Origin of the sequence: Heyndrickxia oleronia, assembly GCF_017809215.1 — a bacterium.
In the GTDB taxonomy this organism is placed as follows: domain Bacteria; phylum Bacillota; class Bacilli; order Bacillales; family Bacillaceae_C; genus Heyndrickxia; species Heyndrickxia oleronia.
The window spans coordinates 2,058,237-2,083,790 of the sequence record NZ_CP065424.1 but is presented as its reverse complement, the minus strand read 5'-3'; the positions used below and the strand labels follow the sequence as shown (position 1 = coordinate 2,083,790).

Sequence of the window (25,554 nt, the reverse complement as noted above, 5' to 3'; positions counted from 1 at the left end):
TTCTTATAAAGAGTCAAAAATTTCTTAAATCAATTATTATAGCGAAATTAATTTTACAATGGTCCAGAAATACCTTGTTTACGGATCATTAGGAAATGGGCAGCCATTAATCCTAATAATACTGCTGGCAAGAAGAACACGTGAATCGCAAAGAAACGTGTCAATGTTTGTGCACCAACAATATCCGGATGTCCTGAAAGTAGTTCTTTCGCATATGGCCCTATTAATGGTACTGAATCAGCAATTTGCAATGTAACTTTTGTCGCAAATAACGCTTTCATATCCCAAGGTAATAGGTAACCAGTTAATCCTAAACCAAGCATAACAAATAAAATAAGTACCCCAACAATCCAGTTTAACTCACGAGGTTTTTTGTACGCGCCTTGGAAGAAAACACGAAGTGTATGTAAGAAAATCATAACAATAACTAAACTTGCTCCCCAATGGTGCATACCACGAACAATTTGACCGAATGCTACTTCATTTTGAAGATAGTAAACAGACTCCCAAGCGTTCTTAATATCCGGTACATAATACATTGTTAAAAACATACCAGATAAAATTTGGATTACCGTAATGAAGAAGGTTAATCCACCAAAGCAGTAAACAAACGCTGAAAAATGATGCGCCGGGTTTACATGTTCTGGTACTTCATGATCAGCGATATCTCGCCATAAAGGCGTAATATCTAAGCGCTCATCTACCCAATCATAGATTTTATTAAGCAATGATTACGCCTCCTTTACTTTACAAATGGATTTTCTTTCGGTTTTCCTAAGTACAAGTAACCATCTTTAACTTTTGTTGGATACGCATCCAATGGTGCAGACGGTGGTGTACCAGGGACGTTTTTGCCATTTAGCTCATAGCGTCCACCATGACAAGGACAATAGAATTGATGTGGATGTTGTTTGTTTTCGCCCCATGTTACGTTACAGCCTAAATGCTTACAAATAGGTGATAATGCGATGATTTCGCCCTTATCATCTTTATAAACCCATGCTGTTTGTTCCACATCTGACTTATACCATGCATCCACTTGTTCGTATTTAAACACGACACGTTGTGGTTCATTTGTCAGTTCAGCTACTTTTTTTGGTGTAGCGTGAAACTCACCAGCACCTCTATGCTGTAGAACTGGGTCTACTGCAAAACGAACCATTGGCATTAAAATTCCAGCTGCCATAAACCCTCCTACACCTGTAAGTGTGTAGCTAAGGAATTGACGTCTTGTTACAGGATTCTTGCTCATCCTTTTCCCCCCTCTAACAGTAAGGTAAGTCCAATGGACATTAATAAAATACGCACAAATACAAACTAGGACATAACCATGATATATCAATCTTTCAACTAGGTCAATATGTCACAACTTTAAAAACATGTCAACAATGTGACGAATATCCGAATTATTTTATAGTTTGCCATTGTTGAACAATAATATTAATTAATTGTTTTACTTGATCCTCTAAAATGGAATGTTTATATTGTTCTTCCATATGTTCAAGAGGGACAGACGGTATCCAGATCAATTTTCCCTCCGTTTTATCTTGCTCCCTCCATGAGATATCGGAAGTTAAATAAAAGATATGGGAAAAACCACTTTCTTTCAATTTCACCTCCCAATTTTGAAGCATGTCCATTTTTTGATGATCTTCCAATGTATTTAAATACGTAAAAGCTGGAAACAGAAGCAATCTTCCTTTAAATTGCCTTTCTAAATGTAAGGATAAAAGCTCAATGAATTCACCTTGTGAAGCTGCTTGTTTCATTTCTGACCCAATTGCAATTGGCAATAAGGGGACGACTGCAGTATCAATAAACTGCTTCTCCTTTAAATAGGTTTCTATATCATTTCCATTCCACTTCATATAAACACTCCTAAAATATATTATTACAAAACCTTTTACAGAACATGCAAAATAAAGTACATCTTTTCTAATAGCTATTGTCTAAATTTAATAAGAAAAGTGCATCTGCAAACGTTAGCACTTAATATTATAAATGAAATCCTGTTCTCTAAACAATCATTTATCTTTCAAGAAAAAGCCTCTTGCAGGAGCAAGAGGAGAAACTAGTCGACATTTAATTGTTTAAGCTGCTCTGTTAATTTGTTAAATGAATCTAAGTCAAGGTTATCAAGAGCTTCATCAATTTCCTTTAATAATTTTTCCCGTTGAAAGCCTAGTATACTTTCCTGTAAAAATTTTTCAGCAACAATACGATCTTCATCATTTATGCGTAATAAATTTGGCATAAAAGGATTCTCTTCAAGCACAGCGGCATACTGATAAGAAAGATTAGCTGATTTGAAATTTAACTGGATGTAAATATCTTCCTCTCGATTTAAGCGAATATCATGGAACGATTTTTCAGCATCAGTAGTCATAATATTTTCTTTATAAAATCGGAATGGTACATTATCAACACAATGGGTAGACATAATTAATCCTCGAGGACAAAATTGCGCTTCTTCGACAAAATGAACCTTTTCCATTAATTGGTCATGACTCATTAAATAATTTAAGATCCAGACTGATTCCCTTCTCTTTAATTGATAATGATTCAAAAACCAGCGTATAAAATCTTTTTTCTCGTTGACAGATACAGGGGTGGCAGCCAATGTAATCCCTCCTCTGCATAATGAATATATGCGATTAATGATCTTCTAGTCGTTCCAAGAGTGAGATCCATTCCTCATTTAACGGATCATCGTGTAAAAGTGTTTGAAAAATTTCAATTGCTTCTGATCTTTTTCCTTCTTCCATTAAGAAGTAACCATATTCCGCTAAAAATTCTGAATGATTCTTTAAGTCATTATATGCTTGCTGATAATGTTTTAATGCATCCTGATATTGTTCTAAAGCTTGGAAAGAGATTGCAGCATCCCAATGTAATTGTGGATCGATGTCACCTTCTTTTTCCATTTGCAATGTAATTTCTAAGACATCTTCATAACGCTGTTGATGTAGAAGAAGCTTATTTAGTGTTAAAGCAGCATCAATATAACCTGAATCTAAAACAAGTGCTTGTCGAAAATATTCTTCAGCAAGCGACTCATCTCCTAACTTTAACGCAAGCTTTCCACCAAATTGGTATAATTCTTTATTAAATTCATCTACTGCTATGCCAGATTTTACAGCTTGCATCGCATTTTCTAGATCCTCTTCACTTTCATAACATTTTCCTAAATACAAATAAAGTGAATGATATTCAGGATCCATTTCTCTCAATTGTATAAATAATTCGATAGCCTTTTTGAAAAATCCTGCTTGATAGGCGGTCAATGCATAACCAAATAATGTATTTATTTCATTATTTTCTTCAACGGCTCGTTCAAAGAAAGGTAACGCCTCTTCGAATTTTCCGGCTGAACTCAGTACTTCAGCTAAACGTCCATTTATATCTACACCTGCAATTAAAGTTTTTCCTTGATTAAGAAGCTCTTCATAGAACTTTATCGCTTCATTATTTTTACCCTCCGATGCATAGAGTTCCCCTAATGCGAAATCAATAATGGATTCGTCTGGAAGTAACTGCTTTGCCTGACGTAGTTTATTCTCACTTACTTCCACTAATCCTTGCATTTGGTATAAATCCGCTAAAATTAGTAAAGCTCGCGGATAATCAGGATCATCCTCTTGGATTGAATCTAAATAACTAATTGCATCAGATTCCTTATCCATCTCAATGAGTATTTCTGCTAATGAAACTTTTAATTCACCTTCATTTGGGTATGAGACAAGTAATAGTTCATAAAGTTCCTTTGCTTCATTTAAAAACCCTAATTGCAATAATTCCTCAGCTAATAAATATTTTTCTTCATCATTATTTGAATTTTTTATTTTAAGAAAAAGATCCTTTGCTTTATCCATATCTCCATTTTCTAGTAACTGAATCATTTTCTCTATATTTTCGTGTATGTTCATTTTCTTTCCCTTTCTTACACAAAGAGGGAAGTTCTTCTTATTATTATTTCTTCCCCGAAACCTGGACGAAATGTCACATGATTCGCCGTAGTAATTACTCGCCCTTTGTGTACCATAATCGCTAATCTACTATTATCATAAAGAATCTTACTCTGTTCAGCAACTATCCCGTTTTTAAAATAAAGATTATAATTGATTTCTCCCCCAACATGTAAATCTCCTCTCTTAGGGTATAAACCAAATTTCTTTAAGTCTTTTATTGAAATTGGGGTTTTTTGCAACAATTCTTTAGAAAGTTTCGGAATTTTCTCTTTTCCTAATACATCATTCCATTGTTTTAAGATCAATTTTCTTCTTGACTCTTCTTTAGTTAATAAAGTTGGTACTAGTATAGGATTATAAGGAAACATTGCTTCTCTTATCCATCCCCATGGAATATCGTTTATAGTAGATTCATCTTGAATTTCTAATAAAATGATGGCGATTTTTTCCTTTTTACACTTTCGAATCAAACTAGTTGATAGTTTTTCTAATGGTAGTCTTATGGCAATACAATAATCAACAGGACTATTGAGTAATGTTATTCTTTTTTTATGTAGTTCTTCATCAAATTGGAATTCATATTGAATGGCGAATGACGTTATAATCGTATGACAACCTTCTTGAAGAAAATTTTTAATGAAGTACTGTTTTAGTAATGGAAACGAGGTGTTGGGGAGTTTTTCGTCTAGCATCACATGTGTAGGTGTCATGATAAATGACGCTACATTCATTTTCATCAATGATGATTTCATCTTAGTTGCTTTAATTGAATGGAAGCTATTGTTTTTAATAATAAATGATTGCTGCTTTATGTCTTTTGCTTCTTCAGAGTATATATCTGCATTATCTATGATATACATACTTTCCCCTCCATCTAATAACTATATAGACAAGCTATGTTTTGATGGAGGAGAAAATGACAGGATGAACTGTAGATTTTTTCTTATTTTTTTGTTAAATAATGTAAATGTTCAAAGAAATTCGGGTAGGAAACACTGACTGCTTCTGCTCCTTCGATATATACATCTTCTTCGCAAATTAAGGCAGCAATACTTAGCATCATCCCTATTCGATGATCTCCATAGCTTTTTACTTTACCACCTTTTAGAGGTGTTTTCCCATAAATAATCATACCGTCCTCTGTAGCTTCAATCTTTGCTCCAAGAATAGACAATTCCTTTACAACCGCATCAATTCGATTCGTTTCCTTTACTTTCAATTCTTCTGCATTTTTAATGACAGTTTTCCCACTTGCTTGGGTAGCTAAAAGTGCAATGATTGGCAATTCATCGATCAGACGTGGAATCAACTCACCTCCGATTTCGATTCCTTGTAAATTACTCGTTTTTACAGTCACTGTACCTGATGGTTCGAAATTGCTCAAAGTATTTTCTTTTACATCAATGGATGCACCCATTTTTTGTAAGACTTCAATAATTCCTGTACGAGTCGGGTTTAAACCAACGTTTTCAAGAATTACTTTACTCTCATTCACTATCGCTGCAGCAACCATAAAGAAGGCTGCAGAGGAAATATCCCCTGGAACTTGAATATCTGATGCTACTAATTTTTGTTTTCCAGAAATCTTTATTGTATTTTCATTAATGGTTAGATTTCCACCAAATTGTTTAATCATTCTTTCCGTATGATCTCTCGTAGAAGCTGGCTCTATAATTGTCGTTTCCCCCTCTGTTTGCAAGGCAGCTAAAAGAAGACAGGATTTAACCTGTGCACTTGCGACAGGTAACCTATACTGTATAGGATGCAATGTACTACCTACAATAGATAATGGGGTATAATTCGCCCCTCTCCTGCCATGTATTGTCGCTCCCATTTGTTTTAATGGGTCTGTTACGCGATTCATCGGTCTTTTCGCAATGGAATCATCTCCAATGATGACTGAATGAAAGGGCCTACCAGCAAGTAATCCAATAATAAGCCGTGTCGTTGTACCAGAATTACCAACGTCTAAAATTTCAACTGGCTCCTTTAAGCCATCAAAACCATTTCCATGTATTTTTATTTCGCCATCCTGCTCCTCTATCTTGATCCCAAGCTTTCGAAAGCACTCAATCGTGCTTTTACAGTCAGCTCCGTATAAGAAGTTTTTTACAGTCGTTATCCCTTCTGCAATCGCTCCAAACATAATGGCTCGATGAGATATCGATTTATCACCGGGAACATCAATTGTTCCATTCAATCCCGATTTTTTTGATTGTAGATGGATCATATCGGCAACACTCCTTCCATTTTTTTATTGTATGAATAGTTCATAATTGGTCCTATTTTTTAAACAAACCATCGCTTGTTCCCGATCTTGGATTGTTTGAAAACTAATTCGCAATACTCCATAAATGTCTTCTCTCGTTTCCAAAATTCGGATATTTGTAATACTAATTCGTTCTTCAGCTAAGTACCCAGTTATTTCAGAAATAACCCCTGGATAATCAGGTACATCGACATATAAATCATAAAAAGAATGGATGACACCTTTTGTATGTATGGGTAAGCCATCTCGATAAGATTTTGCATTTGCAAAAAATTGATAGATTTTATTATATTCATCATCTATTAGCATTTGTTCGATTTTCTGCATTTCTTGTTTCCATTCACACATAAGCTGTAATAATACATCCTTGTTACGCAAAGATATATCAGTCCACATATGTGGGTTAGAGGAGGCAATCCGTGTAATATCTCGAAATCCACCAGCTGCTAATCTTTGCAATAATGGATAGATCTCTTGATATTTTTTTGCATGCCCTACTAATGACGCTGCAATAATATGAGGAAAATGACTAAGAATACCTGTCATTTCATCGTGCTCATCTGCGGTTAATTCAATAAACTTAGATTTTGTACCAGCTAATAAATGTTTTAATTGGTTCACTTGTTCCGTCATGTTTGTATGTTCGGGTGGAGTTAGCATGTAAAAGGCATTTTCAAATAACAAACGTTTGGCAGCTACCACTCCACTTTTATGTGATCCTGCCATCGGGTGACCCCCAATAAAAGTAATACCGTTCTCAATAAATAATGCAGCCTTTTTCATAATTGATTTTTTTGTACTTCCTGTATCGGTGATAATAACGCTTTGTTTTAATGGCAATAATGCTAATTCTTCCATTACTTTTTCCGTTTCAAAGATTGGAATAGACAAAATAATGAAATCGGCATCAACGGCACCTTGTTTGATGCTCTCTGCCATATCATCGATTACTTTTAAAATTTTCGCCTGATTAGCTATCTCTTCATCCCTATCATAGCCAATAATTGTAGTATTTGGGTGCTCATTTTTAATTGCTAAAGCAACCGAACCTCCAATTAGACCTAATCCGATAACGAATATTTTCTGTTGCAACTCTTCTCCCCCTGATGTGTATAAATTCTAATTTATCATCGATGCTTGCTTCAGAAATTCAAGCATTGCATCCATAACACCATCATTTTGTTCTTTTGTACCAATTGTTACCCGAACCGATGTAGGGAAACCTAATGCTTTCCCTGAACGAACAATATATCCCTTTGAGAGTAAAAATGAGAATACCTCATCACCATCATGTGCAAAATCAATTAAAATAAAATTTCCTTGTGAAGGATAATAATTTAGATTTTCTTTCTCACAAAATTGATAGAAACGTTCTAATTCCTCGTGATTTAATTTCCTACAATTTTGAACAAAGCTTTGATCACTCAGAGCTACTGATGCTACTTTTTGGGCTAAAACATTTGTATTGAATGGTTGTCGGACAGGTTCAAGTGCTTGAATAATTTCTTCAGATGCAATCCCATAGCCTATTCTAAAACTTGCAAGACCATAAATTTTAGAAAATGTTCTTGTAACAATTAAATTTGGATATTGCTGGATTAATACACGTGCATCATAATAATCATCAGCGCAAACATATTCATAATAAGCTTCGTCTAATACCACTAGTACATCTTTAGGTACTTTCTTTAAAAAACTCTGTAATTTTTCATCGTTAATATATACACCTGTAGGGTTATTAGGACTACAAACCCAGACAATTGCTGTATCCTGATTAATTTGAGTAAGCATTCCATCTAAATCATGTTCTCCGTTTATTAACGGTACCTCTCTTATCTCAGCACCTTCTAATATTGCATTATGCTTATATTGTGAAAAGGTAGGATTGGCCATCACTGTATTTTTTCCTGGCTCTAGTAGAGCATTAGAAATAATATGTAGCAGTTCATCTGTTCCATTTGAGAAAATTAACTGGGTTGGCTTTACCCCTAAAAATTCAGCCGCTTCTTTTCGTAATTGGGTTGAATATCCATCCGGATAATAAGAAAATGTTGAGCTACCCTCTTTATCTAATAAGTCCTTTACTTTTGGTGAGTAGCCATACGGATTTTCATTTGATGCTAATTTATGAATTTCATCTAAATGAAAGGCTGCTTTCACCTCTTCTATTGATTTACCTGGTTGGTATGCCTTTAGATTTAAAATTTTACTATTCCATTTCATGAATATTCACTCCTTTATCAAATCTGGTCTCAGAGTTACTGCATCTTTTAAATAAATGTGTATAATATCTTGTTGAGCTTTATCTGTATTTACATGAATCATCACACGGATACAAAGAGGGAGACTTCCCTTCACGTTAATTTCCTTCATACACATCACAGGTACATATTTCCATGAAGAAAACCTTCTCAATGCTTTGGCAGGAAACTCGGCATTGATATCTGCTGTTACTGATATGAAAACAGAAGCAACATTAGCTGCTTCTATGGCATTTTGCTCTATCAATTCCATTATTAATTCCTCTGTCGAGTTCACAATCTCATTTTCATCATTTTGTGTAACTGTTGTCGCTCCCCTAACTCCGCGTATCATTTTTCCCCCTCCTATTAACTCATCATATAAAATGTTTCCCTTAATACAGGCACATCTACAGCTGTTAATACGGGTTCTCCGATGCTTTTAAGTAAAACAAAGACAGGTTTATTTGCAACAGACTTTTTGTCTCTTTTCATTAATTCGTATATTGTATCAAATTGTGTGGATGAAGGAATTTTCCACTGATACCCTAATCTTTCAATCCAATTTATAAATGAATCTAAATCAAAGTCTAATCCAACAAGCTTTTTGCTTAATAAAAGAGCGTAAACCATGCCACACATAACTCCTTCACCATGAGTAAGATTACCAAATCCCGCATGTGCTTCTAATGCATGACCAAGTGTATGCCCAAAATTCAAATAGGCTCGTACACCACTTTCCCTTTCATCAAGACCTACAATTTTTGCTTTCACTTCAATTCCTCTTTTTAAATAGGTAGGAAGCTTGTCACTAATTACTTCTTCAATTGACTGTACATGATTCATGAGTTCATTTAAGAAATTAACATCCGCAATCAGGGCATGCTTAACCACTTCTGCAAATCCGCTTTTAATTTGCCTAACAGGCAAGGTGTTGAGATAGTTTGTATTATAAATAACAATATCTGGTTGATAAAAAGCGCCAACCATATTTTTACCAAGCGGATGATTGATTCCTACCTTTCCACCTACTGCACTATCATGAGCTAATATTGTGGTTGGGATCTGTATAAATGCAATTCCACGCATATATGTCGCTGCGACAAAGCCGGCTAAATCACCAATAGCACCTCCACCAAATGCAAGAATCACTGATTTTCGATCAATACCCACTTTTAACGCAAAGGAAATACAGTCTTCATAAACCTTAAACGTCTTCGCTTTTTCTCCACTTGGAGTCGTATAGACTTCATAATCTATTCTTTCTGGGATACTATTAATGATAGTATTTAAATGAAGACGATTGACCGTTTCATCTGTCACCAATAGTACCTTTGAATATTTATTCAGTCTCATATGTAATGAATCTAAAATATCTTCCCCTATAAACACTTCATAACTTTTTGAATCAGTAAAAATCGCTACTTTTTCCATACTAAAAAAACCTACTATATCTTTTTTCTTTTTCTACGATTTCCTTTAATGTTTCAAAACGATCACTATAATACTGTTCAACTATTGCAGAAGCTACTTCCCAAGCAACCACTGCTTCAGCAACAACACTAGCAGCAGGAACAGCACAGCTATCTGAACGTTCAATACTTGCTGTAAATGGTTCCTTTGTTTCAATATCAACACTTTGTAGAGGTTTATATAATGTAGGTATAGGCTTCATTACACCACGAACAACAATTGGCATACCGGTGGTCATTCCTCCCTCAAAACCACCTAAACGGTTGGTTCGTCGTTCATAGCCTCTTTCCTCACTCCAAAGGATCTCATCATGAACCTGACTACCTGGTATATGAGCCATTTCAAATCCCAGACCAAACTCAACACCTTTAAATGCATTAATACTCATAATGGCTGCAGCAATCTTAGCATCTAACTTCCGATCATAATGCACATAACTCCCTACACCTGATGGCATTCCTTCCACTATTACTTCGACAATTCCCCCAATGGAATCTCCATTCTTTTTAGCTTTATCAATTGCTTCCATCATATTCTTTTCTGCTTCCTTATCAATACAACGAACAGGAGATTTTTCACTTCTCTCTTTTAATTCATCTATGGTTGAGTATTCCAATGCATTTGCACGAACTCCACCAATTTCAAGCACATGTCCTGCAACTTTTATACCTAATAATGCTAATAGCTTTTTTGCAACTGCACCTGCAGCTACTCTCACAGTCGTTTCTCGTGCAGAGGAACGTTCTAATACATTACGCATATCATGATGACCATACTTTATACCGCCAACTAAATCAGCATGTCCTGGTCTTGGGCGAGTCACTTTTCTTTTGATTTCCTCATCTTGACCTTCCTCTAGTGGTTCTATCCCCATTATTTTGGTCCAATGTTTCCAATCCTTATTTTCTACAACCAATGCTAATGGTGATCCAAGTGTTAAACCATGGCGAACTCCACCTAAAATGTTAGCGCGATCGGTTTCGATTTGCATTCGCCTTCCACGACCATAACCTTTTTGTCGTCGTGCTAATTCAGTATTAATATCCTCAGCTGTTAATGGCATTCCCGCTGGTAACCCTTCAATAATCGTCGTAAGTTGTGGGCCATGGGATTCACCAGATGTTAAGTATCTCATTTCCTCTTCCTCCTTCAGTACTTTAAAGGATTTATGTATCACTATAACATAACTTCCAATAGAGATAAATAAAATTTTGAATTTTTACGATAGTCAAAAACCCTTTAATAGTAATTAAACTAATCCTATTAAAAAAAGTGACGCCTAAGAAATGGGTCACCCTCAATTAAACTTTTTTATAAAAGAACGTATCTTCAATAGCAAAATGATAGGATTGAGGATTAAAAATTTGTTCGGTACTTCCTACAAATAACATTCCTCCTGGTCTAAGAGCTGCATTAAATTTTTGATAAAGAGAATCTTTCGCTTCTTCAGTAAAATAAATCATTACATTTCTACAAACAATTAAATCAAAACCTGATTCATATGAATCTGCAAGTAAATTATGTTGTTTAAATTTAACAGTTTTCTTTATCTCGTCAGCCACATGATAGTAGGAACCCTGTTTTTCGAAATATTTCTTTTTTATATCTTCAGGTACTTCATTAAGAGATCTTTCAGGATATATACCTAACTTTGCTCTTTGTATCGCGTTTACATCAATATCAGTTGCTAAAATAGAAATACTTGATAAAGGAACATGCTTTGATAACACCATTGCAATTGTATATGGTTCCTCACCTGTAGATGAAGCAGCTGACCAAATTTTTAATGGCTTTCCTTCTTTTAAGAGAGTAGGGAATATTTTATTCTCCAAAACATCCCATCTTTGCTTATTACGATAGAACTCGGAAACATTAATTGTCATTCTATCTAAAAATTCATTTAATAATTCTTGGTCATTATTCATTGCCTGAAAGAATTCTTGAAAAGATGTAAAACCTTTTTTTTCATACAAGGAGGTTAATCTTCTTTTCATTTGCGCCTCTTTATATAGTGATAAATCTATTTTTGTCTTTCTCTTTACTTGGTTAATAAATTCTATGTAATCCGTTGTCATTTCCATTCTCCTATGAAATAGTCATATTACAATTTAAGTATAACGGACTTTACCAATAAAAAGCACCATGAAAATAAAAAAAGATTGGTGAAATCACCAATCCTAAAAAAAATTAATAAATCCAGTTATTAATTAATTTTGAGTACTCTACTAATTCTTCTTCTTTGAAGAAAAGGCCAATCTCTCTTACTGCACTTTCAGGTGAATCAGAACCATGAATAATATTTTTACCAACTGTTACTCCAAAATCACCACGGATTGTGCCAGGTGCAGCATCTTTTGGATTAGTAGATCCCATCATTTGACGTGCAGTAGCAATAACGTTTTCACCTTCCCAAACCATGGCAAAAACTGGACTTGAAGTAATGAAATCCACTAATTCGCCAAAGAATGGACGCTCTTTATGTTCACCATAATGTTGTTCAGCTAATTCTTTTGATACGCTCATAAGTTTTGCACCAACAAGGTGGAATCCTTTTTTCTCAAAACGGGAAACGATTTCACCAATTAATTCTCTTTGTACTCCATCTGGTTTTACCATTAAAAATGTTTTTTCCATTATAAAATCCTCCTACTGATGTTCCTCTTTTTCTAGTTGGAATTATGTATCCTCGAAAATATTATCATTTTTTGCGAGATTTAGCAATGAAAGGTATGATAACTAGACTTTAATATTTACGCTTTCCAATAAAATTAGCCACATCAGTCAATGATTTTCTGACCCGATTATTCGGAAGTTGCTCTAACATGGATAATGCTTTTTTTAAATATCGCTGACTAATTTCATTCGATTTCTCGATTGCACCTGAGCTTTTTATTTTCAAAATAATTTCTTTCATTTCATCTTTTGATGTATGCTCATTAATTCGCTTAATCATTGTTTCTATTTCAGGATCTTGCATGGCATACAGTACAGGTAATGTAATATTTCCTTGAAGCAAATCACCACCAGCTGGTTTACCTAGTTCCTTTTCAGATGCAGTAAAATCAAGTATATCATCTGTAATTTGATAAGACATTCCAACATAATAGCCAAATTTATATAGTTTCTTATGTATATCTTCTTCTGTTCCACCAGCAATTGCCCCTAATTGGCAGCTTGCTGCAATTAATATAGCTGTCTTCCGTTTGATTCGTCGAAGATAATCACGTAAATTTTGATTATATCGATATTTATCTTGAATTTGCTTAATCTCTCCTATGCATACTTCTACCATCGTATCAGCTAATATTTTATGTGCTAAGTAATGATCAATTTTAGTCATGTATTCAAGAGAACAGGCTAATATGTAATCACCTGTATACATAGCAATACGATTATCCCATTTCGCCTTAACAGTGGGTTTGCCTCTCCTTAGCTCCGCATCATCAATTACATCGTCATGAACAAGAGAGGCCATATGAATAAGCTCTAAAGAGACAGCAACATTTTTTACTCTCTCAATATCATAATTTCCAAATTTAGCGGAGAGAAGTACAAAAATTGGTCGTATTCTTTTTCCGCCAGCCCTTATCAAATTTAAAGATGCTGTTTCCAATAATTTAGATTCAGACTGTATTGCTGCAATAAGTTCCTTTTCAATTATATCTATATCCGTTTTTAGGAACGAATACAATCTTTGCAATTTCATATAATATCCACCTAGCTTATTATTTCTCTTTATAGCCTATATGTGATGCTGCAGCGCCCCCGCTATAAGGCTTATATTGTATATTTACAAATCCTGCTTTTTCAAACATATTTGCAAGTTCTTTTATACCAGGAAAGTCCCTTGCAGATTCTTGGAGCCAAGAATACTCTTTATAGCTTTTCGCAAATATTTTTCCCATTAAAGGCATGATATATCGAAAGTACATATAATATAGTTGCCGATATCCGATCATGGTTGGCTGGGATGTTTCTAAACATACAGCTATACCACCTGGCTTAAGTACACGATTCATCTCTTTTAATACCTGCATATAATCTGGAACATTTCTTAAACCAAAACCGATTGTTACATAATCAAATGTATGATCATCAAATGGAAGCTCCATTGCATTTCCGTGGATCATTTCTACTTGATCAAGACCTAATTTTCGTACTTTTTCTTCCCCCACTTGAAGCATATTTTTACTGAAGTCCAAACCGTAAACTTTGCCCTCTGTTCCTACTGCATCGGCAAGTGCAATCGTCCAATCACCTGTTCCACAGCAAACATCTAGAGCAGTTTTTCCTCTTTCCACAGCCATTTTTTTCATTGTATCTTTTCTCCATTTAAGATGCTGTTGGAAACTTATTACGGAGTTCATTTTATCGTAATTATCATAAATTTTTTCGAAGACATTATGTACACGCTCTTCCTTTGATGCCATCGCTTAACCCTCTTCCAAAAATAATTTTTCTCTTGAATGTTGTTTCAGAAGAAAATGTATTCTTTGATCTAATAATTGATTGAGATTTAATTTTTCCTTTACCATCACTATCTTTTCAATTGTCTGGTCTATAAATGGTTGACATTTTTCAATCAGGTAATATTTATTTTCTGAAGATAGCTGTTGAAAGGTATTTAAATTAGTCGGCAAGAGAAGCTTAGTTAGTGCTTCAAAGAGTGTTGAGTGTTTCTCTTTTTTCACCTTTTCAATTTCATTACTGATTGTAATTAAAAATAATAGCTCTTCACCTAAAATAGAAAGTTCTTTTGATCCAAAAAAATTAATAAATTTAGAAATAATCGTTGATTCAACCTTTTTTAAAGTATCCATATACTGTTCAACAGTGCAATCCTCTAGTCGGTAGATTGCTACTTTATGTTCATTTACGATCTTAATTCCTTCAGCAAGCGTTCGAATGAGTGGTACATTTTCAACTTCAGCTAATATTTTATAATATAGACCACTATAATAATCACCAGCTAAAACGGTTAATTGTCGCTTTTTTAACAATTCGGATGTATTATTCACTTTATCATGGGTATCAAGGGCTATTTGAATGAGCATGGTCGTCGTTACATATTTATTTATATTTCCTTTTGTAAGCTTCAAACTAGACAAGCTTTCAATTAATATGTTCATACGATCCTCATCAATATAGGGCTCATCAATAAACTGCATTAAATAATTTTGAGATATCTTTTGTTTAATTGTTTCTTTAATTAAAGCGATTTGTTGCATCCTTTCTTGCAAGTCCATTTCCCTTAAGCCCCATTTCTTTCTCGTACTTGATTTATATCTAAAAATAGTGTGTCATGAAAACTTCAACAAAAAATATTATAACATAAAAAAACTATAACTTGTGAGCATTATAAATTTGTTAGGCTCTTTTCTAAAACTTTGTTACAAGAGAAAAATATAATGATCAATTATGTATTAAATTTAGTATTTCTGAGCGTGCATATGAATCATTGACGAGTGATCCACGAACGGCTGTCGTAATAGCCTTTGCCCCTGGCTTTTTAACTCCTCTCATTGTCATGCACATATGCTCGGCTTCAATAACTACCATAACACCATGTGGGTCAAGTATTTCATATATTGAATCTGCTACAGTAGAGGTCATTCTTTCCTGTATTTGTGGGCGTTTTGCTACAATTTCAATTGCACGAGCTAATTTACTTAAGCCAGTGACTTTCCCATTACGAGGCAGGTATGCGATATGTGCTTTCCCATAAAAAGGGAGTAAATGATGTTCGCACATTGAAATAAATGAGATATCTTTTAGTAAAACTAGTTCCTCATGTTCTTCACTAAAAACTAAATCAAAAGATTCTTTTGGGTCCAGATTAATTCCCTCAAAAATTTCTTCATACATTTTAGCTACCCGCTTAGGTGTGTCTAGCAAACCTTCTCTATCAGGATTCTCCCCAACAGCCTCTAAAATCATTCGAATAGCTTCTTCTATTTGGCTGTGATTGATCTCTACCATGGTGTGTCCTCCTACAAATTAAAAGCATTATTTATTTTTCAATCATTATATCGGTTTCACTATTGATTGGCTGTTTCCATAACAAAGTTTTAGAAAAGTGCCTTTACATAACAGTTCTAATCTTAGCATATTCTGTGTAATACAGTAAAATACTAGAATCGAGATTTGTAACATTTTGTTAGGAGTTTTGATTCAAGGAGAGTATTTTTCTTGAAGAGTTTATAAAAGAAAAAGGGCTGTAGCCAGCCCTTTTTTAACGCCTAAAGTAAAATATGTATTTATTTCACAGCATCTTTAAGCGCTTTACCTGGTTTAAATGCAGGTACCTTGCTGGCTGCGATTTCAATTTCTTCACCAGTTTGTGGATTACGTCCTTTACGAGCAGCACGTTCACGCACTTCAAAGTTACCAAATCCAATTAATTGGACTTTATCACCACTAGCTAATGCATTTTGAATAGATTCGAAAATAGCATCAACCGCTTTAGTTGCATCCTTCTTAGAAAGTTCTGTGCTTTCAGCAACAGCATTGATAAGTTCAGTTTTGTTCATGCCATTCACCTCCTCCCAGAGAAATAAAACATTTAGTTTTTGTCCTATTTACATTACTAAACATTTTGACCGGTTTCTATACATGTATACCATGAAAAACCTGAATAGAACAGCGTTGATTGCTGAACCAACAACAATTCTGATAAAAGATTATCACAATAAAATAGCCTTAGCAAGAATAATTCGTGAATTAGTGGGAAATCTTTCATCAAAAAAAGAAAAATACCAAGCTTTTTTAGCTTGGTATTTCTTTTTCTAAACGATTATAGTATAATCGCAATCAGTCCACCTGAACCTTCATTTATGATTCTTTCCAATGTTTCTTTAAGTTTATATCTAGCATTTTCAGGCATTAATGACAGCTTTGCCTGAATTCCTTCACGTACTATTGAACTTAAGTTACGCCCAAATATATCAGAATTCCAAATGGATAGTGGATCATCTTCAAAGTCCTGCATGAGATATCGAACAAGTTCTTCACTCTGTTTCTCTGTCCCAATGATTGGAGAAAATTCTGATTCAACATCAACTTTAATCATATGAATCGATGGTGCAACAGCTTTTAATCTCACTCCAAATCGTGAGCCTTGGCGAATAATTTCCGGCTCATCCAAACTCATATCTCCTAAAGTTGGAGACGCAATTCCATAACCAGTTTGTTTGACCATTTTTAGCGCATCTGCAATTTGATCATATTCTCGTTTTGCATGGGAGAAATCTTGCATTAATTCAAGCAAATGATCTTTTCCGCGAATTTCTACCCCAACTATCTCTTTTAATACTTGATCATACAGTTCATCAGGAGCAAACAAATCAATTTCTGCAACCCCTTGCCCCATTTCAATCCCTGCTAGTCCTGCATCCTGTATAAATTCATATTCATTAAATTGTTGCACGACACGATCAACATCTCTTAGCCTTTTAATATCTTTGACAGTTTCCTTGACTGCTTCTTGATAATTTTCTCGTAGCCAATGATTTTCTGTTAGAACCATCACCCAGCTTGGTAGATTAACATTTACTTCTAGCACAGGGAATTCATAAAGTGCCTCTCTTAAGACATTTAATACATCCCCTTCTCTCATGCTTTCGACTGACATGGCTACAACTGGTATATCGTATTTTTCAGCAAGTGATGAGCGCAATGCTTCCGTTTCAGGATGATGAGGCTTTGCAGAATTAACAACCATAATAAAAGGCTTTCCAACCTCTTTCAACTCAGCAATGACTCTTTCCTCTGCTTCAACATAATCCTGACGCGGGATTTCGCCAATTGAACCATCAGTTGTAATGACGACGCCAATAACAGAATGCTCTTGAATTACTTTACGTGTACCGATTTCTGCTGCTTCGTGAAATGAGATAGGTTCTTCATACCATGGAGTATGAATCATTCGTGGTCCATTCTCATCCTCATACCCCTTTGCACCTGGTACGGTATACCCAACACAGTCAACAAGGCGAATGTTGACATCCAATCCATCACCGACATGAACAGAAACCGCTTGGTTCGGAACAAATTTCGGCTCAGTGGTCATTATTGTTCTACCTGCTGCGCTTTGAGGTAGTTCATCCTGAGCTCGATTTCGATCCGCTTCTGTTGCAATATTTGGTAAAACGACTAACTCCATAAATTTTTTTATGAATGTTGATTTTCCAGTTCGTACTGCACCTACTACACCTAAATAAATATCGCCGCCTGTTCTTTCAGCAATATCTTTAAAAATATCAACCTTTTCCAAGAGATTCCCTCCCCACATTAAGTTCCTGGGACATTACATCCTTAAAAAGTTTTGGACACTATATGTGTATGATGTTGTCCTATTCTCTTATGACTATAAATTGATGATTTATCAACTTTTTCTATCATTTTGGCCAAGTTAATCTATACCTTGATAGTGGTATCCCATTCATCTATTACAAGTCATGAGACAGATTCATATCAATTTAAAATGACCACAAAACCATAAAAATAAAACCCTTCCTTTACAATATATTTTGTAAAGAAAGGGTTATGACTATTTTGCTAAAAAAATAGGTTCATTTTTTTGGTTTATTGTATAGGGGAGAGAATACGCTGGTACAAATAAGGAATCATCCGTTAAAATATGTCGGATATCCTCTCCAGGTTTAACTTTTACATTTTTGTTGCGAAGTACATGATATAGGTCACTACTATAGTCTACAAAAATGTCTCCTTGTCCTGTGATGACAAAAGGAAGATTATTATTTGTATACGGGGAAACTACAAACGGTTCCTCCTTATAACCAATTTTTTTATAGTTTAGTGTATATACATTTTTAGATACTTCATTTTTATATGGAGGATACCCTTGAGCATTGATCCTCATATGTAATTCTCTTATTTTTTCCGCTATTCTTAAATCAAATATTTTAACTGTAGGATTTGTTTCTACATCTATTAAAACATATTGAAAGATTCCACCATTTTCATAAGAATTCCCAGGAGAATCAGATAAGTATTGCGGAACTATTTTTTTATAGTCTATTGGATATTTTTCATATATTGGTGTACTTTGATCCCTAGTCTTGATAGGTAGAATCCCACCATTATCTTTTTGAAATTTATCTACTGCCGTTTGTACCGATTGTATTTGATCCTCATAAGGAATTTGATTTTCAGCTAATTTTTCTTGAGGGTATAGACAACCACTTAACATAGTAATAGAAATACATACTAGAAATAGGAGAGTCAATCTTTTCAACGTACTATTCCAATCCTTTCCACGGAAAATTCATCATTAACTTGTAGGTCCTGTAAATACGACGTATACCATGATTAATCCGCCAATAATTAAACATAAATAAGCAATAATAGCTGTTATAGCTTTTAAAAATTTGAATTTAATCTTATACCTACTTAAATAAATGACAACCATCGCTATTGCCATTAAGCCCATTCCAGCAATGGACACCCACATTTTAAACATCGATTCAGACATATAATATCCACCTTTTTGTTCAACTAATCTTATGTATAATGACTGCGTTTACTTTTAAAAATAAGCAAAGCAACTATATTATAACACAATCCCTTCTATGGTCTATCTATGTTTGCCAAGCCATGTGACAAAATCTGAAATATTTTTCAATGACATCATTTGATCAATAATGATTAGTAAATGAACTGAAAAATTTTAAGCATCTTCCGTACTTCATGCTATTTTCATATCGTAAGTTGCTTTTTTTGTATAAGTCCTACTGCAGGCTTTTATGCCTAATAAAAAGTTTAGTGTTCGTATCACGTTCAAAATTCTTTTCTTAGTTGATCAAAAGACTCGGCGGTCTTCAACCTATTTTTTCCAATTAATATCACCTCAAAAATGTAAAAGAAAAAAATTCCTTATTGAAAACTAAAAAAACCGAAGCAAGGGGCGTTAACCTCACTTCAGTAAGAAAAAAATAGACAAATACCCATTCCACAAGTTTAAAGCTTTTACTTCATGGCATTTTATGCAAATCAATACTTATTTGCATCGTCGAATGCCCATTCATTTGAAAAAGTAGGACAAAAAAAGTGACTAAATGTATCATTCAATATTTAATAAATTTGTTAAATCTTCCATCTCATTCGTTTTCAATCTTCCCATGAGATTATCAACTGCATCTTTTGGATGGTATTCATTAAAGAGAACTCGATATAATTCATCGGTTATCGGCATTCTAACAGCATATTTCTCTGATAATTGATGTGCTGCTTTTGTGGTTCTTACCCCTTCAACGACCATTCCCATATTTTCCAGTACTTCTTCTAACTTCATTCCCTTACCAAGCATATTTCCTGCTCGCCAATTTCGTGAATGAACACTTGTACAAGTGACAATTAAATCACCTATCCCAGAAAGACCCAAAAACGTTAATGGGTTAGCACCCATTTTTGTACCAAGTCTTGCAATTTCCGCTAATCCTCTTGTTATTAATGCAGCCTTCGCATTATCCCCATAGCCAAGTCCATCAGATATACCTGCCGCCAAAGCAATGATGTTTTTTAATGCTCCACCTATTTCAACACCAATAACATCTAAGTTGGTATAGACCCGAAAATTTTGATTCATAAATAGGTCTTGCACACGTTTAGCTGCAGCTTCATCGTGAGAAGAAACTGTAACTGTTGTTGGATGTCTCAAGCTTACTTCCTCAGCGTGACTAGGTCCTGATAAAACAACAACAGCATTTAAAAGATCGTTAGGCATTTCTTCTTCAATCATTTCAGATATTCTAAGTAAAGTGTCTGGCTCAATTCCCTTGCTGACATGAACAATTGTTAATTTAGATAATTGAAATTCACGTATTTTCCCTAATACTTCTCGAATGGCCTTAGTTGGGACAGCCAAAATGATAACCTCGATATCTTCAAGGGCTTCTTGTAATGAAGAATAACCAATAATAGATTCAGATAATTGAATATTAGGTAAATATTTTTGATTAGTATGAAAACGATTAATTTCCTCGATTTGTTCTTGTTTATGTCCCCAAAGACGTACTTCATGCTCATTGTCTGCTAAAACCATTGCCAGTGCTGTTCCCCAGCTACCCGCTCCAATCACTGCAACCTTTTCCTTTTTATTAGACAACACGATCACCTGCTTTTTTATTTGAAGATAAGTATAAAATGACAAAACAGTTTTACAATAGCCATCTTGTTTTTCTTATTTACTGTTTTTTCACAATTATTATTTCCTTCTACGTGGTATTAAACGAATTGGTGTACCTTCAAAGTCAAAGGCATCACGAATTCTATTTTCAAGAAAACGTTCATAGGAAAAATGCATTAATTCAGGTTCATTTACAAAAACAACAAAGGTCGGAGGTTTAACTGCAACTTGAGTTGAATAATATATTCTTAAACGTTTTCCCTTATCTGTTGGGGTTGGATTCATTGCAACAGCATCCATTACGACCTCATTTAGTATGCTTGATTGTACACGCATTGCATGATTTTCACTTACAGTTTTAATAATAGGAATTAAATTTTGTAAACGTTTCTTTGTTTTTGCTGATAGAAATACAATTGGTGCGTAACTTAAGAAAAGAAAATGTTCGCGAATATTTTCTTCAAACTTCTTCATTGTTTTTTCATCTTTCTCAACTGCATCCCATTTATTTACTACAATTACGATTGCTCTACCCGCTTCATGTGCATAACCAGCAATCTTCTTATCCTGCTCTCTTATTCCTTCTTCACCATTAATTACGACACAGACAACATCTGAACGCTCAATCGCTCTTAAGGCACGTAACACACTATATTTTTCAGTACTTTCATAAACCTTTCCTTTTTTCCTCATTCCAGCAGTATCAATGATGACATATTCTTGATCTTCAAAGGTGTAGGAGGAGTCAATTGCATCTCTTGTTGTCCCTTCAACATCACTTACAATTACTCTTTCTTCACCTAAGATCGCATTTACTAGCGAGGATTTCCCAACATTTGGGCGTCCAATAAAACTAAATTTAATCGTATCTTCTCCATATTCCGTTTCTTCCATTTTTGGAAAATGTTTTGCAACTTCATCTAAAAGATCTCCAAGACCAATCCCATGTGATCCAGAAATCGGAAATGGATCTCCGAAACCTAAAGAATAGAAATCATAAATTTGATCTCGCATTTCAGGATTATCAATTTTATTTACACCTAAAACAACAGGTTTTTTTGATTTGTATAAAATTTTAGCGACCATTTCGTCTGCAGAAGTAATCCCTTCACGACCACTAGTAATAAAAATAATCACATCAGCCTCATCAATTGCGATTTCAGCTTGCCCTCGTATTTGTTCGAGGAATGGTTCATCACCGATATCTATCCCTCCGGTATCAATGATATTAAAATCGTGAGTAAGCCACTCTGCCGAGCTATAAATACGGTCTCTTGTCACACCGGGAACATCTTCAACAATTGATATACGTTCACCGACAATACGATTAAAAATTGTCGATTTTCCTACATTCGGACGACCTACAATTGCGACAACTGGTTTTGTCACCTCAATCACCCTTTCATTTATAATTTCTTTCATTTCATTCATTTTTACTCTTTCATTTACTTGCTTTAGTATAATGTCTAACCTACATAGTTTATCAATAATATGTATGACAAGCAATCATTGAATGGAAAGAAACTCAAATCTAATAAAATAAACATTCATCCATATTATAACGAGCCAAAAACTATTTTAACAATTTCGCCTTATTTTCCTTCAGTACATTATTTTTTAGTGTTATACTTGTTATCATTTTATTAATCATAAACCAAGATAAGAGGAAAAAAATAACTAAAGCGCAAATATCTAAACACGATCTATCACCTATAATATATGGAAATCCCCACTTTTTTAAAATTAAAGAATAGATTATTTCTCCATGTATAGTACCAGTGAATGCACACAAAATTTGCGAAGGTAAAGAACGAGGATATAATAATTGAGCAAGTAAAAAAAGCACGAATCCAAATAAAAATTTCCTGTCCATAAAAATCCAAACTGGATCGTATAATTCTAATAATGAAAATCCAGAATAACCAATCATAATAATAAAAATAGCCAAAAACATATAGACTTTTTTCCAAAATTTCAGCTTACTAAAATAAAAATAACAGATAATAAGTAGTATAATTGATGACAATTGCATCGGAATGGAAAAAAGCGAAATGCTAAATGGATATACGATTAATAATAATAATGATAGAAATGCAATCCGGAATCTTAATTGATTTTGACGACTTAAGATAAATGTGGTATAAATCCAAACTGACCATAAAAAGAATAAAGAATAAAAACCATCCATCCCTTTAACCTCCTTTCATTTTCATTATAGGAAAATAAAAAAGGTTCTAACCATGAATAGTAATAATTTTTCAAGTTATCCTACTTTTTAGGAGGTGTTTAAAATATGGGAAGAGATAGACAAGAAAAAAAGTTAAAACAAAGTAGAAGAGTTGAGTCAGATAGAGATCAGGCCCTTCATTATAATGGCTCAACTAAATTAGAGAGTGCCGAGGATGCCAGAAGGAATCAAAAAGGCTAACATAAAATGGCAAATTTCATGTTTTATCATCATTAGTGCAGAATTGAATAGATAAGCATGAACAAAATTTTATACGGAAAAAGGCTATCCCTATATTACTATGAGGATAGCCTTATATCTTATTTTATTTATTTAAATCTTTTAGTTTATCACCAATCACTTCACCTAATTGGAATCCTTTTGTTTCTTCGGGAAGTTCATAGTCCACAACTTCTTCTTCACGTTCTTCAAGATCTTTAATACTTAAAGAGAGGCGACTATCTTGAGTATTTACATCTAATACTTTCACTTGAACCTCTTGACCTTCTTTTAGAACTTCATGTGGTGTATTGATATGCTTATGGGAAATTTGTGAGATATGAACTAAGCCTTCCACTCCAGGGAACACTTCAACAAATGCCCCAAATGAAACTAATCTCTTCACTTTACCCGTTAGTACTGTTCCTTTCGGAGCCTTTTCTTCAATATCTGCCCAAGGTCCAGGCTGAGTTTCTTTTATTGACAGTGATATACGTTCATTATCGTGATCAACCGATAATACTTTCACTTTTACAAGTTGCCCTTCCTCAATTACATCAGAAGGTTTTTCTACATGTTCATGAGAAAGCTGAGAGATATGAACAAGTCCATCTACACCACCAATATCAACAAAAGCTCCAAAATCAGTAATTCTTTGTACTTTCCCTTCAAGAATTTGACCAGCTTGAATATGATGTAAAGCCTGTTTCTTTTTCTCTAATTTTTCTGATTCAATAACTGCTCTATGTGAAAGGATAATACGGCTTTTGTCACGATCTAATTCTACGATTTTAAAAGTTAATTGTTTACCCTTATAATCGCTAAAATCCTCTACATAATGATCTTCAACTAATGAAGCAGGAACGAAGCCACGGATTCCAAGATCAACAACTAATCCGCCTTTAACTACATCACTGATGGTTGCTTCAAAAATTTCATTGTTTTCAAAACGACGTTGCATTTCTTGCCATGCTATTTCTGCATCTACTTTGCGTTTAGAAACAACTAATGCTTCTTCTTCAACCTTTGTTACAATTAGATCAAGGACATCCCCTTCTTTTACAACGTCAGATGCTTGTTCAACATGAAGACTAGACAGTTCACTGATTGGGATGATGCCATCTATTTTACTACCTTCAATGGCTACTAGCACTTGTTTTTCTTCAACCTTAGTAACCGTTCCTTTTACCCTATCATTCTCTAAAAAGGTCTTTACTTCCACTTGATTCATATCATCTGTCATATGTACTCCTCCTTAATCCAAATAACGATAAGCTTTGGCTAGTTGTCTTTCAAGTCATCATCTCTATCGATAAAACTAGAAATCATCCAATTAGCAACAATAGCTTTTTATACTTTCAAACAATTCAAAAATGATCCTTTATACTAACTTCTAACAAATACTACATTTTGTCAAGTAAAGTGACTCATTTGCGATGTTCATCGATCAATTTTTTAATTCGATTCATGATCACATCTGTGACTTCACCAGGATTTGCTTTGTTATCACGATATTCTTGTAGGTCTATCGGTTCCCCATACACCACTTTTAATTTGCTAAAAGGTTTATAAGGTCCAATAATTGCACAAGGAATAACAGCGGCATCCGTCCTTAATGCAAAAAAACCTGCACCGGCAAGACCTTTACCTAGTTCCCCAGTTTTACTGCGTGTACCTTCAGGAAAGAGTCCTAGAACTTGATCCTTTTTTAGAACATTTAGTCCTTTACGCAACGCTTCCCTATCACTCATACCTCTTTTTATAGGAATGACATTTAATTTTTCCATTAATGTTTTTAATAGTGGTTTTTGAAAAAGTTCTTCCTTTCCCATAAATACAACTGGTCTAGGTGCTGTAATACCAACTACTGGTGGATCCAGATTATCGATATGATTAGCACATAAGAGCACACCACCCTTTTCAGGAAAATGCTCTTTGCCAATAACCTGAATTCTATATAGCGGTTTAAAAATCCTCCATACAACCACTTTTGCAAATGAGTAAAAAGTCAC

General features: G+C 34.3%; 28 protein-coding genes. 1 reads left to right on the top strand and 27 read right to left on the bottom strand.

The window, feature by feature from the left end:
• Nucleotides 1-53 precede the first annotated feature (53 nt).
• The 25 genes from qcrB to I5818_RS10315 all read right to left on the bottom strand — a co-directional run bounded on the left by qcrB (nt 54) and on the right by I5818_RS10315 (nt 23,284).
• Nucleotides 54-728, bottom strand: a complete 675-nt coding sequence (gene qcrB, locus I5818_RS10435; RefSeq protein ID WP_058002373.1) for a menaquinol-cytochrome c reductase cytochrome b subunit — start codon at nt 726-728, stop codon at nt 54-56.
• Nucleotides 729-742: 14 nt separating this feature from the next.
• The gene (locus I5818_RS10430; RefSeq protein WP_058002372.1) at nt 743-1,252 is read right to left on the bottom strand and encodes a QcrA and Rieske domain-containing protein; all 510 of its coding nucleotides are present in this window, start codon (nt 1,250-1,252) and stop codon (nt 743-745) included.
• A gap of 154 nt (nt 1,253-1,406) precedes the next feature.
• On the bottom strand, nt 1,407-1,868 hold the full coding sequence (locus I5818_RS10425) for a YpiF family protein (protein ID WP_058002371.1): 462 nt from the start codon (nt 1,866-1,868) through the stop codon (nt 1,407-1,409).
• A 203-nt stretch (nt 1,869-2,071) separates the two neighbouring features.
• A complete protein-coding gene (locus tag I5818_RS10420; protein ID WP_058002370.1) occupies nt 2,072-2,620 on the bottom strand; it encodes a ReoY family proteolytic degradation factor in 549 nt (182 codons plus the stop codon).
• A gap of 34 nt (nt 2,621-2,654) precedes the next feature.
• Nucleotides 2,655-3,926, bottom strand: a complete 1,272-nt coding sequence (locus I5818_RS10415) for a tetratricopeptide repeat protein (RefSeq protein ID WP_058002369.1) — start codon at nt 3,924-3,926, stop codon at nt 2,655-2,657.
• Nucleotides 3,927-3,940: 14 nt separating this feature from the next.
• Entirely contained in the window at nt 3,941-4,828 is an 888-nt protein-coding gene (locus I5818_RS10410) for a hypothetical protein (protein ID WP_058002368.1), read from the bottom strand.
• A gap of 83 nt (nt 4,829-4,911) precedes the next feature.
• The gene (gene aroA / locus I5818_RS10405) at nt 4,912-6,195 is read right to left on the bottom strand and encodes a 3-phosphoshikimate 1-carboxyvinyltransferase (RefSeq protein WP_310795886.1); all 1,284 of its coding nucleotides are present in this window, start codon (nt 6,193-6,195) and stop codon (nt 4,912-4,914) included.
• Nucleotides 6,196-6,222: 27 nt separating this feature from the next.
• The gene (locus I5818_RS10400) at nt 6,223-7,329 is read right to left on the bottom strand and encodes a prephenate dehydrogenase (protein WP_058002366.1); all 1,107 of its coding nucleotides are present in this window, start codon (nt 7,327-7,329) and stop codon (nt 6,223-6,225) included.
• 27 nt (nt 7,330-7,356) lie between these two features.
• The gene (gene hisC, locus I5818_RS10395) at nt 7,357-8,460 is read right to left on the bottom strand and encodes a histidinol-phosphate transaminase (RefSeq protein WP_058002365.1); all 1,104 of its coding nucleotides are present in this window, start codon (nt 8,458-8,460) and stop codon (nt 7,357-7,359) included.
• A 6-nt stretch (nt 8,461-8,466) separates the two neighbouring features.
• Nucleotides 8,467-8,832, bottom strand: a complete 366-nt coding sequence (gene aroH / locus I5818_RS10390; protein ID WP_058002364.1) for a chorismate mutase — start codon at nt 8,830-8,832, stop codon at nt 8,467-8,469.
• A 14-nt stretch (nt 8,833-8,846) separates the two neighbouring features.
• Complete coding sequence (gene aroB, locus I5818_RS10385) at nt 8,847-9,911, bottom strand: 3-dehydroquinate synthase (RefSeq protein ID WP_078110634.1); 1,065 nt, start codon at nt 9,909-9,911, stop codon at nt 8,847-8,849.
• Between the two features lies 1 nt (nt 9,912).
• Entirely contained in the window at nt 9,913-11,085 is a 1,173-nt protein-coding gene (gene aroC, locus I5818_RS10380; protein ID WP_078110633.1) for a chorismate synthase, read from the bottom strand.
• A gap of 166 nt (nt 11,086-11,251) precedes the next feature.
• A complete protein-coding gene (locus I5818_RS10375) occupies nt 11,252-12,025 on the bottom strand; it encodes a CheR family methyltransferase (protein ID WP_058002361.1) in 774 nt (257 codons plus the stop codon).
• A 112-nt stretch (nt 12,026-12,137) separates the two neighbouring features.
• The gene (ndk, locus tag I5818_RS10370) at nt 12,138-12,584 is read right to left on the bottom strand and encodes a nucleoside-diphosphate kinase (protein WP_058002360.1); all 447 of its coding nucleotides are present in this window, start codon (nt 12,582-12,584) and stop codon (nt 12,138-12,140) included.
• 109 nt (nt 12,585-12,693) lie between these two features.
• Nucleotides 12,694-13,656 carry a heptaprenyl diphosphate synthase component II gene (gene hepT, locus I5818_RS10365; protein WP_071976099.1) on the bottom strand — a complete coding sequence of 321 codons (963 nt, stop codon included), beginning with the start codon at nt 13,654-13,656 and terminating at the stop codon, nt 12,694-12,696.
• A gap of 19 nt (nt 13,657-13,675) precedes the next feature.
• Nucleotides 13,676-14,380, bottom strand: coding sequence for a demethylmenaquinone methyltransferase (locus I5818_RS10360; RefSeq protein WP_058002358.1), 705 nt, complete (start codon nt 14,378-14,380; stop codon nt 13,676-13,678).
• 3 nt (nt 14,381-14,383) lie between these two features.
• Nucleotides 14,384-15,196 (bottom strand): heptaprenyl diphosphate synthase component 1, encoded by an 813-nt coding sequence (locus I5818_RS10355; protein ID WP_058002357.1) that lies wholly within the window; start codon nt 15,194-15,196, stop codon nt 14,384-14,386.
• Nucleotides 15,197-15,362: 166 nt separating this feature from the next.
• Nucleotides 15,363-15,929: a GTP cyclohydrolase I FolE gene (gene folE, locus I5818_RS10350; protein ID WP_078111024.1), complete on the bottom strand. Its 567-nt coding sequence runs from the start codon at nt 15,927-15,929 to the stop codon at nt 15,363-15,365.
• 278 nt (nt 15,930-16,207) lie between these two features.
• Complete coding sequence (locus tag I5818_RS10345) at nt 16,208-16,480, bottom strand: HU family DNA-binding protein (RefSeq protein ID WP_058002355.1); 273 nt, start codon at nt 16,478-16,480, stop codon at nt 16,208-16,210.
• A gap of 263 nt (nt 16,481-16,743) precedes the next feature.
• Nucleotides 16,744-18,222, bottom strand: a complete 1,479-nt coding sequence (spoIVA, locus tag I5818_RS10340) for a stage IV sporulation protein A (protein WP_058002354.1) — start codon at nt 18,220-18,222, stop codon at nt 16,744-16,746.
• Between the two features lie 276 nt (nt 18,223-18,498).
• On the bottom strand, nt 18,499-19,206 hold the full coding sequence (locus I5818_RS10335) for a hypothetical protein (RefSeq protein ID WP_058002353.1): 708 nt from the start codon (nt 19,204-19,206) through the stop codon (nt 18,499-18,501).
• A gap of 36 nt (nt 19,207-19,242) precedes the next feature.
• The gene (locus tag I5818_RS10330) at nt 19,243-19,443 is read right to left on the bottom strand and encodes a DUF2768 domain-containing protein (RefSeq protein ID WP_058002352.1); all 201 of its coding nucleotides are present in this window, start codon (nt 19,441-19,443) and stop codon (nt 19,243-19,245) included.
• Nucleotides 19,444-20,031: 588 nt separating this feature from the next.
• Nucleotides 20,032-21,075: an NAD(P)H-dependent glycerol-3-phosphate dehydrogenase gene (locus tag I5818_RS10325; protein WP_058002351.1), complete on the bottom strand. Its 1,044-nt coding sequence runs from the start codon at nt 21,073-21,075 to the stop codon at nt 20,032-20,034.
• Between the two features lie 99 nt (nt 21,076-21,174).
• A complete protein-coding gene (der, locus tag I5818_RS10320) occupies nt 21,175-22,485 on the bottom strand; it encodes a ribosome biogenesis GTPase Der (RefSeq protein WP_058002430.1) in 1,311 nt (436 codons plus the stop codon).
• 184 nt (nt 22,486-22,669) lie between these two features.
• Nucleotides 22,670-23,284, bottom strand: a complete 615-nt coding sequence (locus tag I5818_RS10315) for a YphA family membrane protein (RefSeq protein ID WP_209391902.1) — start codon at nt 23,282-23,284, stop codon at nt 22,670-22,672.
• Nucleotides 23,285-23,389: 105 nt separating this feature from the next.
• Here I5818_RS10315 and I5818_RS10310 point away from each other — a divergent pair, with 105 nt between their 5' ends.
• Nucleotides 23,390-23,524 carry a YpzI family protein gene (locus I5818_RS10310; RefSeq protein ID WP_065107195.1) on the top strand — a complete coding sequence of 45 codons (135 nt, stop codon included), beginning with the start codon at nt 23,390-23,392 and terminating at the stop codon, nt 23,522-23,524.
• Between the two features lie 124 nt (nt 23,525-23,648).
• Here I5818_RS10310 and rpsA read toward each other — a convergent pair whose 3' ends face one another.
• Both rpsA and I5818_RS10300 read right to left on the bottom strand, forming a co-directional pair.
• Nucleotides 23,649-24,785: a 30S ribosomal protein S1 gene (gene rpsA / locus I5818_RS10305; protein ID WP_071976100.1), complete on the bottom strand. Its 1,137-nt coding sequence runs from the start codon at nt 24,783-24,785 to the stop codon at nt 23,649-23,651.
• Nucleotides 24,786-24,969: 184 nt separating this feature from the next.
• On the bottom strand, nt 24,970-25,554 hold the full coding sequence (locus I5818_RS10300) for a lysophospholipid acyltransferase family protein (protein ID WP_058002348.1): 585 nt from the start codon (nt 25,552-25,554) through the stop codon (nt 24,970-24,972).

What these genes read in the sequence shown, in the direction of transcription:
- I5818_RS10425 (WP_058002371.1), bottom strand. Translation starts at nt 1,868, where the DNA reads ATGAAGTGGAATGGAAATGATATAGAAACCTATTTAAAGGAGAAGCAG.
- I5818_RS10430 (WP_058002372.1), bottom strand. Translation starts at nt 1,252, where the DNA reads ATGAGCAAGAATCCTGTAACAAGACGTCAATTCCTTAGCTACACACTT.
- hisC (WP_058002365.1), bottom strand. Translation starts at nt 8,460, where the DNA reads ATGAAATGGAATAGTAAAATTTTAAATCTAAAGGCATACCAACCAGGT.
- aroC (WP_078110633.1), bottom strand. Translation starts at nt 11,085, where the DNA reads ATGAGATACTTAACATCTGGTGAATCCCATGGCCCACAACTTACGACG.
- aroB (WP_078110634.1), bottom strand. Translation starts at nt 9,911, where the DNA reads ATGGAAAAAGTAGCGATTTTTACTGATTCAAAAAGTTATGAAGTGTTT.
- I5818_RS10360 (WP_058002358.1), bottom strand. Translation starts at nt 14,380, where the DNA reads ATGGCATCAAAGGAAGAGCGTGTACATAATGTCTTCGAAAAAATTTAT.
- I5818_RS10415 (WP_058002369.1), bottom strand. Translation starts at nt 3,926, where the DNA reads ATGAACATACACGAAAATATAGAGAAAATGATTCAGTTACTAGAAAAT.
- ndk (WP_058002360.1), bottom strand. Translation starts at nt 12,584, where the DNA reads ATGGAAAAAACATTTTTAATGGTAAAACCAGATGGAGTACAAAGAGAA.
- folE (WP_078111024.1), bottom strand. Translation starts at nt 15,929, where the DNA reads ATGGTAGAGATCAATCACAGCCAAATAGAAGAAGCTATTCGAATGATT.
- aroH (WP_058002364.1), bottom strand. Translation starts at nt 8,832, where the DNA reads ATGATACGCGGAGTTAGGGGAGCGACAACAGTTACACAAAATGATGAA.
- rpsA (WP_071976100.1), bottom strand. Translation starts at nt 24,785, where the DNA reads ATGACAGATGATATGAATCAAGTGGAAGTAAAGACCTTTTTAGAGAAT.
- I5818_RS10345 (WP_058002355.1), bottom strand. Translation starts at nt 16,480, where the DNA reads ATGAACAAAACTGAACTTATCAATGCTGTTGCTGAAAGCACAGAACTT.
- hepT (WP_071976099.1), bottom strand. Translation starts at nt 13,656, where the DNA reads ATGAAATTGCAAAGATTGTATTCGTTCCTAAAAACGGATATAGATATA.
- I5818_RS10310 (WP_065107195.1), top strand. Translation starts at nt 23,390, where the DNA reads ATGGGAAGAGATAGACAAGAAAAAAAGTTAAAACAAAGTAGAAGAGTT.
- I5818_RS10410 (WP_058002368.1), bottom strand. Translation starts at nt 4,828, where the DNA reads ATGTATATCATAGATAATGCAGATATATACTCTGAAGAAGCAAAAGAC.
- I5818_RS10355 (WP_058002357.1), bottom strand. Translation starts at nt 15,196, where the DNA reads ATGGACTTGCAAGAAAGGATGCAACAAATCGCTTTAATTAAAGAAACA.
- I5818_RS10330 (WP_058002352.1), bottom strand. Translation starts at nt 19,443, where the DNA reads ATGTCTGAATCGATGTTTAAAATGTGGGTGTCCATTGCTGGAATGGGC.
- I5818_RS10375 (WP_058002361.1), bottom strand. Translation starts at nt 12,025, where the DNA reads ATGACAACGGATTACATAGAATTTATTAACCAAGTAAAGAGAAAGACA.
- I5818_RS10315 (WP_209391902.1), bottom strand. Translation starts at nt 23,284, where the DNA reads ATGGATGGTTTTTATTCTTTATTCTTTTTATGGTCAGTTTGGATTTAT.